The sequence below is a fragment of the Streptomyces sp. NPDC001450 genome, from assembly GCF_053597295.1.
This window is the reverse complement of sequence record NZ_JBSFHY010000041.1, coordinates 1-17,165: the sequence shown is the minus strand read 5'-3', so window position 1 is coordinate 17,165 and position 17,165 is coordinate 1. Positions and strand designations below refer to the sequence as shown.

Genomic DNA, 17,165 nt, shown 5'->3' with positions numbered 1-17,165 from the left:
GTGCTCTGGCAGTGGACGTCTCGCCCTGGCTGCGGTCGGACGCACGTGCTCGCCGGAGAGGTCGTTCTGCCACGTCTACGGCCGTGCGAAGACAGCCTCGCGGTTCATCCCCGAGTGGCCGTACTCGTCCGTCGCGTCCCTGGAGAGGGCGACAAATCCGTCTGCGCCCGGGAACATCGGCTCGGGCATGCGCGGATCCCAGTGATGCCCGTTCGCGACGAGCACCGCGTCGTAGAAGAGCGTCTCGCCGGACGACAGCGACACCTCGAACGTCGTGTCGTCCTGCGGCCGCACATGATTCGCCCTTCCGTGCGACCAGTGGTCATATGACCAGTGGTCGCACGGCAGGATGGGATCCGCTTGCCGTCAACATCGGAAAACGGAAGATCACGAGGAGGTCGGTGGTGCCGACGGGGACATGGGACCGGCTACCGGCCGCACGCCGCGACGCCCCGTGCTGGCCGCCGTCGAGGCCGCATTCGCCGAGCGCGGCTTCAGCGGCGGCAGCCTGAACACCATCTGCCGCTAGGCCGGCGTCTCGAAGGGAAGTCTGTTCCAGTACTTCGTGGACAGAGCAGACATGTACGTCTGTCTCGCCGAGCTGGCGAGGATATGCATCCGGTCCGCCGGTCGAACCCGAGATCGAGAAGCTGGACTCTGACGGGGACTACTTCGGGGCGCTGGACTCGATGACCGAGTTCTGGGTGTGCTACTTCTACGAACACCCACGGGAACGCGCCCTGACCGCGGCGGCCAACCTCGAGCCCGACCCGACCGCCCGCGCCGCCGTCCGCGCGGCGGTCAACCAGGGCTTCACGGCGGCTCAGCGGGACGGCGTTTCCCACGCCTTCCAGCCCCGTCCGAGGTCTAAGCTCGGCCCGTGGGGCAGCCGGAGCAGCGCGTCGAGGGCGCGGGACCGTTCACCACCAGGCTCACTTGGCACCCTCCCGGTGGCGGCACCGCGGTGTGGGACTCACGGGTCGCTCGTCGGCGTGGGACGCTCGCCGTCCGTCCGCCCGGTGCGGCGGGCGGTCGGCCCACCCGTGCGGATGCCGTTGCCATCGGCCGACTGCGCAGACTCAATGTCATCGCGGCGTTCGCCTTCGTCGTCGGCGGGGCCCTCTTCGCCGCCGGCGCGGCCGTTGCCCAGTTCGGCTCCGGCGACGCCACCGAGTGCGCCTCGATCTACTTCGTGGGCGGCTTGTTCTTCAACACCGGCGGCTACGTCTCGCTGCTTCAGGTGATCAACTCACCCCGCCACGTCGCCGGCGGCGAAGGCCGACTGGTCACCCACCGCTGGCGGTGGTGGAGTTACGAGCCGATGCGGGTGGACTGGCTGAGCACATTCGTCCTCTTCGCGGGCACGCTCGTCTTCGCCGTCTCCCTGCTGGACTCGTTCCTGCGGGGGCTGAGCGTCCAAGAGGTCAACCGGCTGATCTGGGCGCCCGACGTGGTCGGCTGTCTGCTCTTCCTGGTCTCCGGGCACCTGGGCTTCGTCGAGATCTGCCACGGCCGGCCCTGCGTCCGCCCACAGAACCTCGGCTGGTGGATCGTCGCCGTGAACCAGCTCGGCTCCGTCCTGTTCATGGTCTCAGCGGTCGTCGCTTTCACCCGTCCCACCACCGGAAGCCTGGTCAACGCCGGCATCGCCAACTGGGGCACTCTCTTCGGCGCCCTGTGCTTCTCGTTCGCCGGCCTCCTCCAACTCTACGAACACCCCTGAGCTCGCGCTGTGAGACCGCAACACCGTTGGGAGCGCAGCTCCGACGACGGCGTCCACCAGGCCACGCTCGGCATCGCCCGACTTCACGAGCTCGCTCTCACGGGGGAGCTCCCGCCCCATACGGGACCACCTCGAAGAGAGGCCCAAGGGAGACGGCTCCCCACCACGCCGGCTCGGAGGATGCTCAGTCGAGACAGAACTCGTTGCCCTCGATGTCCTGCATCACGATGCACGACTCGTTGCCGTCGTCGGCAGGCAGTAGTCGCACGCGTACCGCGCCGAGCGCGACCAGTCGTGCGCATTCGGCCTCAAGCGTGGCCAGGCGCTCTTCACCCACGAGCCCGGTGCCGGCCCGCACGCAAAGATGCACCCGATTCTTGACGACCTTGCCTTCGGGAACGCGCTGGAAAAACAGTCGCGGGCCCACACCTGAGGGATCGCTGCAGGCGAACCATGAACCCTGATCCTCAGGCGGCAGCGAGCGATCGAAATCGTCCCAAGTGGCAAACCCCTCCGGTGGCGACGGTACGACGTACCCCAACACCTCGCACCAAAAACGAGCGACGCGCTCAGGTTCTGCGCAGTCGAAGGTGACCTGGAACTGCTTGATCGATGCCATCGGCCCACCATAACAGGGGGACCCTGTTGCCCAATTCCCGTTCGCAATCGGGATGTTGAGGAGGGGATGACCCTTCCGAGCCGCTGCTGTGTCCTGCGGTCGCCAGGCCCCGGAGGAGACGGACGACGTTGGGGTTGCGGAACCAGATCAGGCGGCTCTTGGGTCGGTCCATCTCCAGTAGGGAGGTCTCAGCTGGTGTGAAGGATCCGAAAGCGATCGGGTTCTGCCAGGTCTCGGTCAACGACTTGGACTGGCGTCCAAGCCCATTGCCACACGCTGATGCCCGGCGTGCGGGAGAACCGGATCTGCCCGCGGGTGCCTTAGATCGCAACGCGCGGCCAGGATTCGGCGGTGCTCGCCCGGTCCGCGCCGTGAGAACGCAGCACATCGGCGAGGACTGCGACCGTGTCGTACCCCTCGAAGGCGACGAAGGAGGGTGCTTCGGCCAGCCGTTCGCGGAGGGCCGTCTCGACTCGTGCACCGAGTGGGCTGAGGCTTTCGGGCCGGTAGCGCAAGAACGGGATCGCGGCGCTGTCGTCGCCCAGCAACGTCGCCCATTCGGCGAACTCCGGTTGCCCGGCCGGAGCGCCGATCATCATCTCGGCGAGGCGCTTGTCGCGGCGGACAGCCTTGACGATCGACACTGCCGGCTCCGGGTGGGCGACCAGAAGAAGGAGGGCTGTCGCGCGATTGTCGACGAGTTCGTCGCACACGGCCGTGGGGGCGAGCGCGCTCATGTCGAGTTCGATGACGGTGCCGCCGCGTGGAGCGAGGTAGTCCCGCAGAATGCGGGCCCCAGATGCCCAGTAGACACTCGACTCGGCTGCCACGGCGATTCGACTGTGGCCCGCGCCGAGGAGGAAGTCGGCGTAGATCGCCAGCCGTGGGACTGGGCCGGGGCGAGGCGCGCGACCCATTCCGTCGGCTGTTCGGTGAGGGCGTCGAGAACCGCTGACGAGCAGAGGAACGGCAGGCCAAGGGCGTCGGCCCTGGCGGCAGCGGCGCGAGCGACGACGCTGTGATACTCCCCCGCCAAGGCGGCCACGCCCAGACGAGCCAATTCATCTACGGCCGCCGCGGCCCTCTGTGGATCAGCCGCGGTGTCTCGGACCACCAGTTCGAGTGGTCTTCCGACGATCCCGCCGGCGTCATTGACTTCGCGAACGGCCAGCTCGAGTCCAGCGAGCAAGCGTTGGCCTGCCTCGACCCAGCCAGGCCGAGTCAGGGGAACGAGAGCGCCGATCTGGACGGATGATCCGTCAGTCCGCTCCGCTCCAGGTGGCGACGGTGGCGCGCTCATGCGTGGGCGTCTCCCGAGCGATTCGGTTGCAGGTTGCCCGGATCGCAGAGTGGCAAGGCCTTGCGGTGGTCGTGCATCTCATCTCGCTGTGGCGGGCGCACCTGGGTGACCATGCCGGACATTGCATCCACCGCCATCGCCACCAGGCAACCGATTATTTGTTCGCTGAGCTGCCAGGCTTCAAGAGACCTCGATTGTTGAAGCTCGCCGGGCGCGCGGCCGGAAATCCGCCGATGCCTTCCAAACTCCTTCTGAACAGCATGCGGACGTGCTGTCGGTGTCACGGGCGTGAACGCCCGGCCGCAACGCACGCCGCTACGAGCGGCTGCCCCAGCGCTCCGCAGCCCACTTGAACTGGGCACTCACCGTGACTGACAGACGCTGGAGCAGTCGTGGCGAAGGCCCGCCTCTCGGAAAGCGCTTCCCCGAGTCGAGCACATCAGAAATCATGAAGCATGCTCCCGGATGACTGGCACCTCACCGAAGACATCGAAGACTTTCTCGCCCGGGCCGGAGACTTCCTGCGTTCGCGCCCCGCCCTGCACAACACGCCGCTGACGGTGATCGAGAGACTGCGAAGGCGCGGGGCGGACGCATACGGCGCCGAAGCCACCGTCTTCGGCCGACTGGAGTCAGGGGGCGAGGTCCGCGCCGTCTTCTACCGCCTTCCCACCCGCCGCCTGACCCTCACTCCCCTCACCCCCGAGCAGGCCGACACCCTCGCCGCCCACCTGGCCGGCCTCGGCCACTCCTTCTCCGGCGTGACCGCGGACCATGACACCGCCACCGCTTTCGCCGAGGCATGGCGACGGCGCACAGGCACATCCCCGGTACGCGACTGGCGGGGCCGTCTCTACCGGCTCGGCACGCTCACCCCACCCGAGCCGCGCCCTGACGGCAGGGGTCGCGTCCTGGACGTACAGGACCAGGAGCAACTCATCCGCTGGTGCAACGAGTTCGCCGCCGACGTCGGAGAAGTCCCCACCCTGGACACCGACTCCTGGGCCGACTCACGCTTCGCCGACAAACACTTCACGTTCTGGGAGACCCCGGACGGCATTCCCGTCTCCATGGCAGGCTCGACTTCGATGGTCGGCGGCATGATCCGGGTGGACCCCGTCTACACCCCGACCCACCTCCGGGGCCGCGGCTACGCAGGCGCCGTGACGGTCGAGGTGACCCGGGCCGCGCTGGCCGCAGGCGCGACGGACGTCGTCCTGTTCACGAATCCGGCCAACCCCACCAGCAACGCCCTCTACCAGCGCATCGGATACGTCCCGGTCGCCTACTTCACCGGGTACGCCCTCTCCGACAATGCGTTGGAAGCCAGTTAGGAACACGACCGACGACCGACACAAAACGCGCCTGCCGCCGCTCACAGCATGAGACGCCGGGGCGGCGTCGGCTGCGTTGTCACGCAGTGGGAGGTGCTCTGCGACCGCCTGCACCGCAGGCGCGGATCCCGACGGGCGATGGGCAATCATGACCTGGCTGGGTTCGACCGCGAGGGCCGTCTGCGGCGGTTCGTAAGAGCCGGTGCCCGCCCCGCCGTTGATCAGGTCGGTGACGTCACCGAGTGCCGCGTGGACCTGCGTGACGATCCGCGCATCAGGCCTTCGTGTCCGGGTGTACGTTGCGCCGATCAAGTCATAGGTGACCATGTCACTCAGTATGCGAAGCAGGCACGATGCCACGCCTGCCCGGCGTACTACGGCGCGCAATGGCCGGCACGATGCCGCGGGCGCGGATCTTCTCACGGTGGACGACCGCCCTTGCCCGCGCGCTTGTTCTTGAAGGCGGCCGGGATGTCCTTGAGGGCGGACTGCTCGGTAGCGAGCGCGGAGCACGTGGTGCCGAATTCTGCTCCACAAAGGGGGACCAACTCTCGTCCGTGCACGGTAATCTCGGCGCGGTGAACGCTCCCACCCCCATTGGTCCGCCGGAGGTCCTCTCGGCGCTGGGCGTGTCCTTCCGGCTGCGGGAGCACCCTGACGTGGTCAGCCCCGTGGAGGTGTGCACGGCGTTGGGCGTTCCACTGGAGCGGACCGTCAAGACGTTGGCGTTCGTCACCTCCGAGGACCGCCTGCTGCTGGCCGCGCTGCCCGGCCATGCACGGCTGCGGTACAGCGCGCTCGCCCGCGCAGCCGGGATCCGCCGAGGTGACCTGTCCCCCGCCGACGCCGGGCGGCTGGCGCGGGCAGGAATGCAGCCGGGCGGGGTGTGCCCGGTGTCCGCAGACCGGGCTGCGGTGGTGGTGTTCGACGAGTCCGTCAGCGGCCTGGGACGTGTGCATTGCGGCAGCGGCCGGCCCGACAGCAGCATCGAGATCGAAGCGGCGGAGCTCCTGGCCGCCGTTCCGGCAGCCAGGACGGCACCGATCGCCGACCTCCCGGCGGACGAACCGGCATGACATGACCATCCGCGACGCCACACACTCGGACTCCGATGACATCTACCGTCTGCTCAGCGGCTTCGTGACAAGCTACGCGCCCGACCGAGCGGTCTTCGACGACGTCACGTTCCCCCGGATCATCGAGGCCGCCGCCGACGGCAGAGCCGAGTTCCTCGTAGCCGAGCAGGACTCGAGCGTGGTCGGGTACCTGCTCGCGCTGCGCATGCCCACCCTTTTCGCCGGCGGAACGATCCTCGAACTGCTGGAACTCACCGTGGATGCGCCCACGCGTGGCCGCGGTACGGGTTCCGCGCTGATCCGGGCCGCGCAGGCAAGGGCCCGGGAGGCAAGGGACGTCGAGGTGACCGTGCCGACCCGCAGGGCGGCCGACTTCTATCGCGGCCTGGGGTTCCACGAGACCGCCGTCCATCTCAAGTGGTCCACTGCGTGATGGGAAGACGGTGAGAACGACCGCGCACGGCACGGGGTGACAGCACGCGGATCCAGGAAGTCCTGGCTCACAGCCACCTGCGATCCCACCCGACACCGGCACAATGCTCGATGACCTCACCGCACTGGCCCGCGTGATCGCGCGCAGCGTCCGCCGGGGTCTCTCTGGACACCTACCCTGCCGCGCCAAGGACCAGGCGCGTGAACCCGGTTGTGAGCGACGCTCCGGCTCGGGGAGTCCGCGTCGGGGTGCATGGGCTGCTCCGCCGCGGCGCTCGGGTCCTGAGTCGGGTGGAATCCTTCGGGCTGCACCGCTGTCAGGAGCCCATATTGGAGACGTGGCAGGCCAGCTCGACGGCCAGCCGTCGCATGACCGTGCGGTTGGCGCGCCGCATCGTGGCCCGGACGAGGGGTGCCAGGAGGCGGTCGGCGAGAGGGGCGCGCACCCAGGCGTACGTGAACGAGACGCGGCTCCCACCTGCTCGCAGCGGTTCGATGGTGTAGGTGCCGTGCGCCAGGCGCCGACCGGCCGCGCTGACGTTGCGTTCGACGATACGCAGCGGTACCTCCGCCTCGACGACCTCGATGATGACGTCGGTCTTCGTGCCGGCCAGCGCGGCGGTGACCGTGGCGCACGATCCGACGCCGCTGCTGGGGCCGCTGTAGCGCCAGTGGGTCAGGTAGTGGCTGGTGAATCGCTCGTGGTGAGCCATGACATCGAGGAAGTCGTAGACCTGTTCGGGCGTCTGCGGTACGTCGACGGACACGGTGACAGACTGCATGTACCACACGGTACATGCCCCATGTACCGATTGGTACACTCGCGACATGGCGAACCCGGATGACTCGCGTCCCGAGGACGAGACCGCGCACGGTACGGACGGGGACCGGCGCTCTCGGCTGGTGGACGCGGCCGTCGACCACGTCGCAGCACACGGCATCGCGGACCTGAGCCTGCGCCGCCTGGGCGCCGCTATCGGCGTCAGTCACCGCATGCTGATCCATTACTTCGGATCCAAGGAACAGCTGTTCGTCGAGATCGTCAGAACGTCGGAGCGGCGCCAGCGCGATCTGCTGTCCCGACTCCGAGTGGAACCCGGCCTCTCACCCGCCGATGTCGCACGGCGACTGTGGCAGCAGCTGACAGACCCCGGACTGGCCGGTCAGGAGCGACTCTTCTTCGAGATCTGCGGCCAAGCGCTGCGGGGCCGCCCCGAGGCCGTCCCGGTCCTCGAAGGGCTCGTGACGGACTGGCTGGAGCCGCTGGCGGCCGCCGAGGTGACCGCAGGGGCGGATCCTGCCACGGCCCGCAACCGCGCCAGGCTGGGGCTTGCCACCGTCCGCGGTCTGTTGCTCGACCTGCTCGCCACCGGTGACCGCGCCGGTGTCGACGCGGCGATGGAGGAGTTCCTGCGGCTGTACTACGGCTCGGAGTGACGGAACCGCCGATCGGGACGGGCAGGTGCGCCGGAGAATCCGAGCCCGCGCCCTCGCCCTGATCGGAGAGCGTGTCGGCCCTGCCCTGACCGTTCTCCTGCAGGCCTGTGCCGCCCCTGCCGAACAGCTGGGCAGCTGGGCAGCTGGAGGGCCCCAGCGACTGGTCGAGGAGTCCACGGCCGTCGTGGGGCTACTCAAGAACGCCTCCCTGCCTGGAGTCACGCACCGTCTGGCCCAGATGCACGTGCCCATCTTCGACCAAAGGCCCCAGCGGGCACTGCTGGGCGTACGTGGCCTGCTGCCGGCTGACCGCGCCCGGGGCACCTGCCACCTACTCCAACGACAGCCTGGCCAAGCTGGCCATCGGTCTCGAGCCGGTCTTCCGCTGACGCCTGGCCGGCGCAGCAGGTGCCCGTGGCGGACACGGACCGCAGAGTCGTACGGCTGTAGCTGCGCCGGTGCGCGGACGAGCTCCGGCAGCCAGGGCGGGCTGGCCACATGACCTGGCAGTGGCGGCGTGAAGGCGTCGCGATCCGGCTCACTGGTGGCCGGTCACCGGCGAACGGGATCCCCTCCGCAGCGGACGGGGCGCACCGGGCCTGTTCGGTCTCCTCCGTCAGCTCACCACTTGTCCCGATCATGACGATCCTCGTCGACCACCCAGAAGCTGGCCAACCTGCAGTCGTGGACGTCGGGCATGGTGGTGGGGGAGATGCAGGAGAAGTTGGACGGCACGTCGAAGGCGTCGTGATGGGGCCCTACCACTTCGACGGGACGACCGTCGTCGCAGACGGGTCCGTTGAACACGTCGACGGTTCGGTGGCTGTCGTTGCGGATGTTCATGGTCGACGTATCGTTCATGAGATACACGGTGATGCAGTCGCCCGGGTGGCTGCTGTACGTCCGTTCGTTGATCTGGATCCGGCCCTCCTTCTCCTCGTGGTCCCTCTGGCCCCCGTTGTTGTGGCCCGCGTTACCCACATTGCCGGAAATCCCCCCGACGCCGACGACACCTTCGTTGCCCTTTCCGGCACCGGTGCCGGAAAGGGTGCCGGTACCGGAAAGGGTGCCGGTGCCAGGAACGATGGTGGTGCGAGGAACGGTGCCGGTGCCGGTGCCGGCACCAGTGCCTGTGCCGCCACCGGGGCCACCGCCGGGACCAGGAATATTGCCAGTACCAGTGCTGCCGCCGGCGCCGGTATCAGTACTGTCGTCTGCGCCGGCATCGGTGCTGCCGCCGGCGCCGGTATCCGTGCTGTCGTCTGCGCCGGCATCGGTGCTGCCACCGGCGCCGGTATCCGTGCTGCCACCGGCTCCGGCACCAGTGCTGCCGCCGGCACCGGCACCAGTGCTGCCACCGGCTCCGGCATCAGTGCCGGTGCCGATGCCAGTGCCGCGGAAAGACTCGCTGGGGGCATCCGATTGCTGGGCGGCCGGCGCCTCAGCGGCCGGCGGGTGGGCTGTCGGCGCGTGGGCTGTCGGCCCGGAGGAGGCCGAGGCATAGGTGATGCCGCCCGCGGCCAGGGCCACGGCGGCCGCCGTGACAGCGGTGGACCGGGTCTTGCGCATGCAACTTCTCCCGTCTGAGAGGGGTCGGCCGGGGCAGTCGGCACGGGACTGAACGCAATCACTATCTCCATGGCCGCCCTGTCGCACATATCGGAAGCGTGCCCCCGAGGGGCCGAACGAGGGACCCGGACGCACCGTCCACCCAGTTGAATGCAGATCAAATTCCTTGAAAAAAAAGGGAGTTACACCGATACCGATCCACATAATGATTATCTGATTTATCGTCACCCATTCGGCAGCAGACGGCTGCGCAAGTAGCTGAGCGGCCGTCAGAGAACCAGATGCCTCGCGGACAAAGTCGTGCCCTTGTACGGCGTGCCACGGTCAGCGCCGCAAGGCGCGGGAGATCATCCATGGCGTACCCGAGCACAGCACCTCACCGCCACACAGCCGCGCCATTGGCCCAAGGCGCTACCAGATCAGGCACCAGTAGTTGCCGGCCTGCCCGGTGCCCACCGCGGTGAGGCCCCTTGGGAGCAGCGCAGGATCTGGCTGGCCGACGGCCGACAGCGAGCAGGCAGGGTCGCCGACCACTTTGGCGGCGGCCATGCGCTGAGCAGCAGCCGTTGCCGCGGGACTCGTGTACCACCGTGTCGACGACAGTGTCTGCCGTGACGGAGGTGATGAGGATGATGAGGGAGGTGGTGACGGAGGTGACGACGGTGGTGAGGGAGACTGCGGCGACGGCGGTGGTGACGCAGGCGTGTACTTCGGTGCCGTCGTCACCGAGGGCCTGGGTGCCGAGGGCTGCCTCGGTGTCGCCTCCGGCTTCGGTGGCAGCGACGGGGCAGCCGTCGTTGCGCCCGGCGTCGGCTTGGGCCGGCTGCTGGACGGTGCCGACTGCCGGGGCGTCGAAGGCGGCGTCGATGTCGGCGTCGGCGTACGTGTCGGTGTCGGCGTGCGTGTCGGCGTGGGCGTACGTGTCGGCGTGGGCTGTGTCGTGCCCGACGGCGGCGGGCGTGGCGGGCCATGCTCCGTCGTCACCAACGCCCACACGCCGACGCCACCGAGGATGAGCACGGCGGCACCGCCCGCGATCCACGGGGCCCGACGGCGCGGGCGTCGGTGACGGTTCATGGTTCTTACTGTCCGAAAGCGGCCGCAGTCTCGCCACTCGGGCTCCCGTCTTCGGCCTTCCGCGTGATGCCGTCAAAGCGACCCCGGCGCCGGTTCCGGCCAGGCAGCCACTGACGAGGTCAGGGCCGTACGAGGGCATCTTCGGGTCTTCGTGGCACTCGGGGACGGGTCCCCCGCAGATCCGAGTCCGTCCCGGCGGATTGCGGGCGAGGGCGCGGTTTCATGCAGTCCGGTCAGGAAGCGTGTTGATGTCGATGACGGCGCGCTGGAGGTCGCCCTGCGGCCGGTGGCCCAGGTCGTCGATCGCCACGATGTTCATGTTGCGGGCCAGTTCAGGCGCCCGCCAGTCCGTCCTCAGCTTGGTGACCAGCTGGAGGTTCAGACCATTGGCGAGGTACATGAGGTAGTTGTCCCGGACGGACGCCGGAAAGAAGGGCGAGAGCAACCGGATCAGGAACAGCTGGGGTATCTGCAGATCCGGCTGGACGATGCTCGACAGCACGAAGAACCGGCCGGCGTCCGTCCCGGGGTCGCGGGCGAGGGCCGCCTGGTTGAGGGACAGCGTCTGGTCGTAGATCTGCTGCGGCGGACTTCCGTTGAAGAAGGCCTTGAGGATCTCCCACCAGGACGGGTCTCCTGCCGGGTAGCTGCCACGGTCGGAGACGCTGTCCGCGTGCCAGGCCCAGGGCTGGTCGACCGCCGCCGAGGAGTCGACGAGCACGACGTTCTTCCTGGCCTTCACGAAGTCACCGTAGGTGGAGGCCGGGGACAGCTCGGTCCGCAGGGCGACGCGGGAGCCGAACAGGTCCCGCAATCTGGTCACCGGCTCCGAGGCGTCGGCGCCCGCCGGAACAGCAGCCGACACACTGATGACGACGACCTCCGAGGGGTGCTCGTCGATCCAGCGCTTGAGGGAGGCCGCCTCACCCGAGGCATCGTCGAAGAACAGTCCTCCCATCGGAGCACCGTGGAAGGTCCTCCACTGCCCGCCCTCGAAGCACAGCCGCAGGTCGAGATAGCGGGCGCCCTGGTTGAGCTGGTCGGTGAGGCTGCCGCTCTGGGCCCGCGAGATGCTGGCGGCCAGCCGCGAATCGAGCTTGGCGACGTTGTAGGACCAGCCGCTGGTGCACAGGGCGGGGTCGGCCGGGATGCTCCAGCTGCCGGAGTCGTGGCTGCCGGGCATCGCGATCCGGTTCAGCGGCTGGTTGTCGAGATATCCGTGCATGTCGCCCATCCATCGCGACAGGTCCGCCGTCGCGGCCGAGGCCCGGCCGGCCGGGGCCGCCTGCGCAGGGCCGCTGCCGGTCACCATGGCTGCGACAGCGAGGATCAGCACAACCAGGCCGGCCGCCGAATGCCGTAATCCGGTGCCGTCCGTTCCACGTCTCATCTTCGTACGCCCTCCTTGGGGGAAGAGGCCGAGGTCGGGCACCGAGGGTAGAGCGCGGCCGATGCGATGCCCAGTCATCCGTTGTCACAAACGACCGTGAGAGGCGGCGTCGCGGATGTGGAGGCGGGGTGTCGTGGGAGCGCAGCCGCGTGTGTGCCGCGCCCCCACGACACCCCGTGGGACGGGTCGGGGTCAGCCGACGACGGCGTGGAAGGCATCACGCGCCCCGGATCTGCTCACGCCGGTGCGTCCTCCACGCGGCCGCCCGTCGGCTGCGGGATCGGATCGGATCGGATCAGGCGACCGTCAGGACGATCTTGCCGGTAGTGCGGCCCTGCTCGCCGATCTCGTGCGCCTTCGCGGCCTCCCCCAGCGGCAGGACCGTCTCGACCACCGGCCTCAGCGCACCCCGCTCCACCAGAGCGGCGATCTCGCGCAGGCCCAGGTGGTCCGGTTCGACCAGGACCCACACCGCCCGCACCCCGTCCTGGACGGCGGGCAGGTCGTCCGGGCCGGGCAGGGTGATCAGCCGGCCGCCGGCCCTGAGCACCTTCAGGGAGCGCTCGGCCGTCTCGCCGCCGAGCCCGTCCAGCACCACGTCGACGTCGCTCACGACGTCCTCGAACCGCACCGACCGGTAGTCGACCACCTCATCCGCGCCCAGTTCTCGCACCAGGTCGTGCTTGCCGGCGCTGGCCGTGCCGATCACGTACGCGCCGCGGGCCTTGGCGATCTGCACCGCGAAGTGGCCCACCCCGCCGGCCGCCGCGTGCACCAGCACCCGCTCACCGGGACGCACGTGGGCCACGTCCACCAGGGCCTGCCAGGCAGTCAGCGCGGCAAGCGGCAGCGCCGCCGCCTCCACGTGCGACAGGCCCGCCGGCTTCGGGGCGAGATGCCGGGCCGGCGCCACCACGTACTCGGCGTAGCCGCCCGCCTGGCGCGGGAACAGCGGCATCCCGAAGACCTCGTCACCGACCTGGAACACCCCCACGCCGGGCCCGACGGCCTCGACCGTGCCGGACACATCCCAGCCCACCACCGGCACGGCACCCCACTCGATCAGTGCCCCGCTGGCACGGGTCTTCCAGTCCACCGGGTTCACCCCTGCCGCGTGCACCCGCACCAGGACCTCACCCAGTCCCGGCTCGGGGCGCTCGACCTCGCGCTCGACCAGGTTCTCGGGTCCGCCCCACTGCTCCACGACCACCGCACGCATGCTGCCCGCCTCGCTCTTTCGTCTCGATCGGCTCGTCGCCGGGAGGTCCCCGGCGCGACGCAGTCCACGATCCGGCACGTCGACCCACCACAGTGTTGGCCGTTTGGCCACTATGTGACAGGATCTGGCCATGAGTGAGATGCAGGGGCCGATCATGGAGGGCGAGCGGAGCCGGACGAAGGAGGCGCCCCGGCGGCACCGGATCGCCGTTCTCGCCCTGCCCGGCGTCCCGCCCTTCGAGCTCGGCATCCCCTCCCGTGTCTTCGGCAGCGTGGAGGACGCCGAGGGCCACCCGCTCTACGACGTCACCGTCTGCACCGCCGACGGCACCCCCGTGCTCAGCGACGCCGGCTTCACCGTGCAGCCCGCCGCCGGACCCGAGGCCCTGGCCGCCGCGGACACCGTGATCCTCCCGCCCACCCACGCCATGCCCGAACTGGGCCATGGCGGCCCTCTGCCCCCCGACGTCACCGCCGCCATCGCCCGCATCCGCCCCGGCACCCGACTCGTGTCCATCTGCACCGGGTCCTACGTACTCGCCGCAGCCGGACTGCTGGACGGCCGGCCGGCCACCACCCACTGGAACCTGGCTCCCGAGTTCCGCCGCGCCTACCCCAACGTCAAGGTCGACGAGGACGTCCTCTTCGTCGACGACGGCGACGTGCTCACCTCCGCCGGCGTCGCCGCCGGCGTCGACCTGTGCCTGCACATGATCCGCCGCGACCACGGCGCAGCCGCCGCCAACCGGGCCGCCCGCATGTGCGTCGTACCTCCGTGGCGAGACGGGGGGCAAGCCCAGTACATCGACCGCCCCGTCCCCGAACCCACCACCGCCAGCACCACCGCCACCCGCGCCTGGGCCCTCGAACACCTCGACGAACCGCTGACCCTCACCCAGCTCGCCGAACACGCCCGGATGAGCCTGCGCACCTTCACCCGCCGATTCCGCGACGAGGTCGGCATGACCCCGGTGCAATGGCTCACCGCACAACGCCTCGAACTCGCCAAACAACTGCTGGAAACCACCGACCTGCCGATCGACCTGGTCGCACACCGGGCCGGCTTCGGCACCGCCAACTCCCTGCGTGCGCACATGAGAACGGCGTTCGGGGTCTCACCCGCCACCTACCGCCGCACCTTCAATGCCAACGACCCTGCTCCGGCACCCGTACTTGAAGGCGTCTCTGGCATGCAGTGATCGTTCAGACACCAGCCGGCGCACACCCCATTGCCCACGCCGTGGGCACAGCTGCCCGATCCTGGCAAAGGAGGCGTCGCAGGCAGCCTCCAGCGGCTGTCCGCAGTGCCGGCGCCCGGCTGACGCGGGAACGGAAAGCATCTGCGGTCCAGTGGCGACCGCACCCCCGGCCGTCACGGGGCTCGGCCGACCAGGCGCTGCCGTCCACCCGTCACGCCTGTCCCACCGTCCGCGTTACGAAGTCTCCCTCCCGCAGGGAATACGGAGGCAGGAAACGGCTTGTACGACCCTTGAAGACAGGCCACGGCTCCTGATGGGATGCGCGGCACCTCGAACCCGACGGCCCGGAGGTCTCCCGTGGTGCTGCGAACGACCCTGACAGCGGGCGCAGTTGTCGCCGCACTGCTCGCCCCCACGAGCGCCCACCCCCGGCAGGCCACGGACGGCACACCCGCACTCACCGACCGGCACGGCCGTGTCCTCACCCTGCGCGGCTGGAACGTCGAGGACAAGACGAACCGGGGTGAAAGAGCCCTGTCGGCCATCACCGAGAACCACTTCCGTGACATGCGGGCCAAGGGCTTCAACTTCGCCCGGCTGCTGGTCTTCTGGGACGACCTGGAACCGCGGCGCGGCCACTACAGCCTGAGTTACCTGCGGAAGATCGAACGCATCCTGGACTGGGCCGCCCGCCATGACATGAAGGTCGTGATCGACGCACACCAGGACGTCTTCGGACCCGCTTTCGGCCACCGTGGCATCCCCGAGTGGGCGACCAGAACCGACGGCCTTCCCTTCACCGCCCACCCGGACGACTGGTTCGCCGAGTACTTCGAGCCCGCCGTCCAGCGCGCCTTCACCCACCTCTACCAGGACCAGGACCTCCAACGCGCCCAGGCCCGGGCGTGGCGGGTCCTCGCGGAACGCTTCGCCCACCACCCGGCCCTCCTCGGCTACGACCTCGTCAACGAACCCATGGGCGAGCGGCACCAGGGGGAAGACCTACCGACGGCCGCCCGCCGGATCGAGCACGATCAGCTCACCCCCATGTACAACCGCCTGGCCGAATCGGTCCGTTCGGTCGACAAGGACTCCTGGATCTTCGTCGAACCCACCCCGATCGTGGGCGAGGGCGTACCGACCGGCCTCGGACGCATCGACGATCCCAAGGTGGCGTACGCGCCGCACTTCTACAACGCGGCCATGGAAGCGGGCGCCGACTACGATCCCGGCGCCGGCTGGATCGAGGCCTACGAGCGGGCAGTCACCGAGTACCCCAAGCTGTACAAGGTCCCGATCGTGGTCGGGGAATGGGGTCCACTCAACAGTTCCCTGCCGAACATGAAGCGCTTCTACCACGACGCGATGGACTCGCTCGGCCGCTACGGCTCCGGCTGGGCGGGCTATGTCTGGTGCTACGGCGGCGGGTACTGCGCCGTCGACGAATCCGGCGCCTTCCGCACCAACAAGGAGCTGACCGCCGAACCGTACGCGGAGACAGTGGCAGGCACGATCCGCTCCGCCTCCTACAGCCCCGCCGATGCCGTATACCGGCTGGCCTACACCGCGACACGCCACGGCTCCCGGCTGACAGAACTGTCCCTGCCTCCGGGCCCGTGGCGCGTCACCACGGACGGCGATGCGGAGGTGCTGCGCAGGACCACTGGCAAGGCATGGATCCTGGCCTCCCCAGGCAGCGAAGTGACGATCACCGTCGAACACGGCTGAGGGAACAGCCTGCCGGCGCCCTGCCACAGGGCCCCCACCACCTCGGCGACGGGGCCGTGGCCGGATCACCCAGTTCAGCCAGGAGACGGCCGGATCGGGAGAGCCCGCGGTCATGCGCTGGAAGCGCGCGCAGGGCTTGCGGGGTGTCCGGGGTGCCGCCGCTGCAGGTGCGCAGGGCCGGACCGGACAGCACCACGGCCATCTCCACGGCGTGCTCTACATGCAGCGGCAGCAGGTAGGTCCAGCCGCCTGGTGCTGATGGCCTGGGCCTCGAGGATGCTCATGCCGCGACCGCCTCGGGGCGTTCGACGGACTGGCCACGTTCGAAGCGGGCTCCTGCGCGGACGTGGGCGACGAGGTGAAGGTCTGTTGCCTTGCAGCCTGCTCCTGGTCTTCGTCCTCGACCGCCCCTTCGCCGGCGATCTCAGCGTGACGGCTGGCGGTGTCAGCCCAGTTGAGTGGCGCGGCTTACTCGGCGTCGAGCTGGTGGTCGGCCCAGACGTAGCTTTCGGGCAGCAAGTCGGTGATGGGGACGGTGCGGATGCGGTCGCCCTCGCCGACGATGACCTTGAGGGCGGGGAAGTAATCAAGAAGGACCTGGCGGCACCGGCCGCACGGGGGAACAACTCCCCGATCCCGGTCGCCAACGGCCACGATTGTGTCCAGCTCGTAGGCGCCCTGGGCGGCCGCCGCGCCGATGAGGACCAGCTCTGCGCAGGGGCCTCCCGTGAAGTGGTAGGCGTTCACCGCGGTGATGATCCGGCCGTCCTGGGCACGGGCTGCCGCTGCCATGGTGTGGTTGTCGCCCCGGCAGCGGGTGCGAGCGACGTGGGCCGCGGCCTGGATGAGTTCGTGATCGACGTGGTCGGGCTGCGTGGTCATCTTCTCTGCCTTCATCAGGTGTCAGGCGACATTGACCCGCGTGACGATGGTGCGCAAGCGCATATCTCTGATGCGGCACTGGTTGGTGGCTTCGTTCATGAGAACGGACAGCACTTCGACACTGGTATGGGAGGCATGAGGCTCCCGAGGCCGGGACGGAATGTTCACGAGTTTCGACAGC

15 protein-coding genes and 2 pseudogenes are annotated in these 17,165 nt (G+C 69.1%); 8 read left to right on the top strand and 9 right to left on the bottom strand.

Going from position 1 to position 17,165, the window contains the following annotated elements:
• Window positions 1-5: 5 nt before the first annotated feature.
• Window positions 6-145: pseudogene (locus ACWC5O_RS34980) on the top strand (transposase); the annotation flags it as partial.
• Here the strand turns inward: ACWC5O_RS34980 and ACWC5O_RS34975 are convergent.
• A complete protein-coding gene (locus ACWC5O_RS34975) occupies window positions 76-294 on the bottom strand; it encodes a hypothetical protein (protein ID WP_450590107.1) in 219 nt (72 codons plus the stop codon). The pseudogene ACWC5O_RS34980 and the gene ACWC5O_RS34975 overlap by 70 nt on opposite strands.
• A gap of 586 nt (window positions 295-880) precedes the next feature.
• Here ACWC5O_RS34975 and ACWC5O_RS34970 point away from each other — a divergent pair.
• The gene (locus tag ACWC5O_RS34970) at window positions 881-1,723 is read left to right on the top strand and encodes a hypothetical protein (protein WP_450590106.1); all 843 of its coding nucleotides are present in this window, start codon (window positions 881-883) and stop codon (window positions 1,721-1,723) included.
• A gap of 184 nt (window positions 1,724-1,907) precedes the next feature.
• Here the strand turns inward: ACWC5O_RS34970 and ACWC5O_RS34965 are convergent, their stop codons facing one another.
• Entirely contained in the window at window positions 1,908-2,342 is a 435-nt protein-coding gene (locus ACWC5O_RS34965; protein WP_450590105.1) for a VOC family protein, read from the bottom strand.
• 188 nt (window positions 2,343-2,530) lie between these two features.
• A pseudogene (locus tag ACWC5O_RS34960) lies at window positions 2,531-3,642 on the bottom strand (ABC transporter substrate-binding protein).
• A gap of 455 nt (window positions 3,643-4,097) precedes the next feature.
• On the opposite strand from ACWC5O_RS34960, the gene ACWC5O_RS34955 reads away from it, so the two are divergent.
• The 3 genes from ACWC5O_RS34955 to ACWC5O_RS34945 all read left to right on the top strand — a co-directional run bounded on the left by ACWC5O_RS34955 (window position 4,098) and on the right by ACWC5O_RS34945 (window position 6,485).
• Window positions 4,098-4,976 carry a GNAT family N-acetyltransferase gene (locus ACWC5O_RS34955; RefSeq protein ID WP_450590104.1) on the top strand — a complete coding sequence of 293 codons (879 nt, stop codon included), beginning with the start codon at window positions 4,098-4,100 and terminating at the stop codon, window positions 4,974-4,976.
• A 578-nt stretch (window positions 4,977-5,554) separates the two neighbouring features.
• The gene (locus ACWC5O_RS34950) at window positions 5,555-6,052 is read left to right on the top strand and encodes an aminoacyl-tRNA deacylase (protein WP_450590103.1); all 498 of its coding nucleotides are present in this window, start codon (window positions 5,555-5,557) and stop codon (window positions 6,050-6,052) included.
• 1 nt (window position 6,053) lies between these two features.
• Window positions 6,054-6,485, top strand: coding sequence for a GNAT family N-acetyltransferase (locus ACWC5O_RS34945; RefSeq protein WP_450590102.1), 432 nt, complete (start codon window positions 6,054-6,056; stop codon window positions 6,483-6,485).
• A 316-nt stretch (window positions 6,486-6,801) separates the two neighbouring features.
• Here ACWC5O_RS34945 and ACWC5O_RS34940 read toward each other — a convergent pair whose 3' ends face one another.
• Window positions 6,802-7,266 carry an SRPBCC family protein gene (locus ACWC5O_RS34940; RefSeq protein ID WP_450590101.1) on the bottom strand — a complete coding sequence of 155 codons (465 nt, stop codon included), beginning with the start codon at window positions 7,264-7,266 and terminating at the stop codon, window positions 6,802-6,804.
• A gap of 46 nt (window positions 7,267-7,312) precedes the next feature.
• On the opposite strand from ACWC5O_RS34940, the gene ACWC5O_RS34935 reads away from it, so the two are divergent.
• Window positions 7,313-7,921 carry a TetR/AcrR family transcriptional regulator gene (locus ACWC5O_RS34935; RefSeq protein WP_450590100.1) on the top strand — a complete coding sequence of 203 codons (609 nt, stop codon included), beginning with the start codon at window positions 7,313-7,315 and terminating at the stop codon, window positions 7,919-7,921.
• A 621-nt stretch (window positions 7,922-8,542) separates the two neighbouring features.
• Here ACWC5O_RS34935 and ACWC5O_RS34930 read toward each other — a convergent pair.
• From ACWC5O_RS34930 to ACWC5O_RS34915, 4 genes are all read right to left on the bottom strand, one after another.
• On the bottom strand, window positions 8,543-9,490 hold the full coding sequence (locus tag ACWC5O_RS34930) for a hypothetical protein (RefSeq protein ID WP_450590099.1): 948 nt from the start codon (window positions 9,488-9,490) through the stop codon (window positions 8,543-8,545).
• Between the two features lie 376 nt (window positions 9,491-9,866).
• On the bottom strand, window positions 9,867-10,484 hold the full coding sequence (locus tag ACWC5O_RS34925; RefSeq protein WP_450590098.1) for a hypothetical protein: 618 nt from the start codon (window positions 10,482-10,484) through the stop codon (window positions 9,867-9,869).
• A 303-nt stretch (window positions 10,485-10,787) separates the two neighbouring features.
• Complete coding sequence (locus ACWC5O_RS34920) at window positions 10,788-11,957, bottom strand: hypothetical protein (RefSeq protein WP_450590097.1); 1,170 nt, start codon at window positions 11,955-11,957, stop codon at window positions 10,788-10,790.
• A 295-nt stretch (window positions 11,958-12,252) separates the two neighbouring features.
• Complete coding sequence (locus tag ACWC5O_RS34915; RefSeq protein ID WP_450590096.1) at window positions 12,253-13,176, bottom strand: NADP-dependent oxidoreductase; 924 nt, start codon at window positions 13,174-13,176, stop codon at window positions 12,253-12,255.
• 139 nt (window positions 13,177-13,315) lie between these two features.
• Here ACWC5O_RS34915 and ACWC5O_RS34910 point away from each other — a divergent pair, with 139 nt between their 5' ends.
• Window positions 13,316-14,374, top strand: a complete 1,059-nt coding sequence (locus ACWC5O_RS34910) for a GlxA family transcriptional regulator (RefSeq protein ID WP_450590206.1) — start codon at window positions 13,316-13,318, stop codon at window positions 14,372-14,374.
• 360 nt (window positions 14,375-14,734) lie between these two features.
• Window positions 14,735-16,102 carry a glycoside hydrolase family 5 protein gene (locus ACWC5O_RS34905; RefSeq protein WP_450590205.1) on the top strand — a complete coding sequence of 456 codons (1,368 nt, stop codon included), beginning with the start codon at window positions 14,735-14,737 and terminating at the stop codon, window positions 16,100-16,102.
• Window positions 16,103-16,570: 468 nt separating this feature from the next.
• Here the strand turns inward: ACWC5O_RS34905 and ACWC5O_RS34900 are convergent, their stop codons facing one another.
• Entirely contained in the window at window positions 16,571-16,984 is a 414-nt protein-coding gene (locus ACWC5O_RS34900) for a cytidine deaminase family protein (protein WP_450590095.1), read from the bottom strand.
• Between the last annotated feature and the right edge of the window lie 181 nt (window positions 16,985-17,165).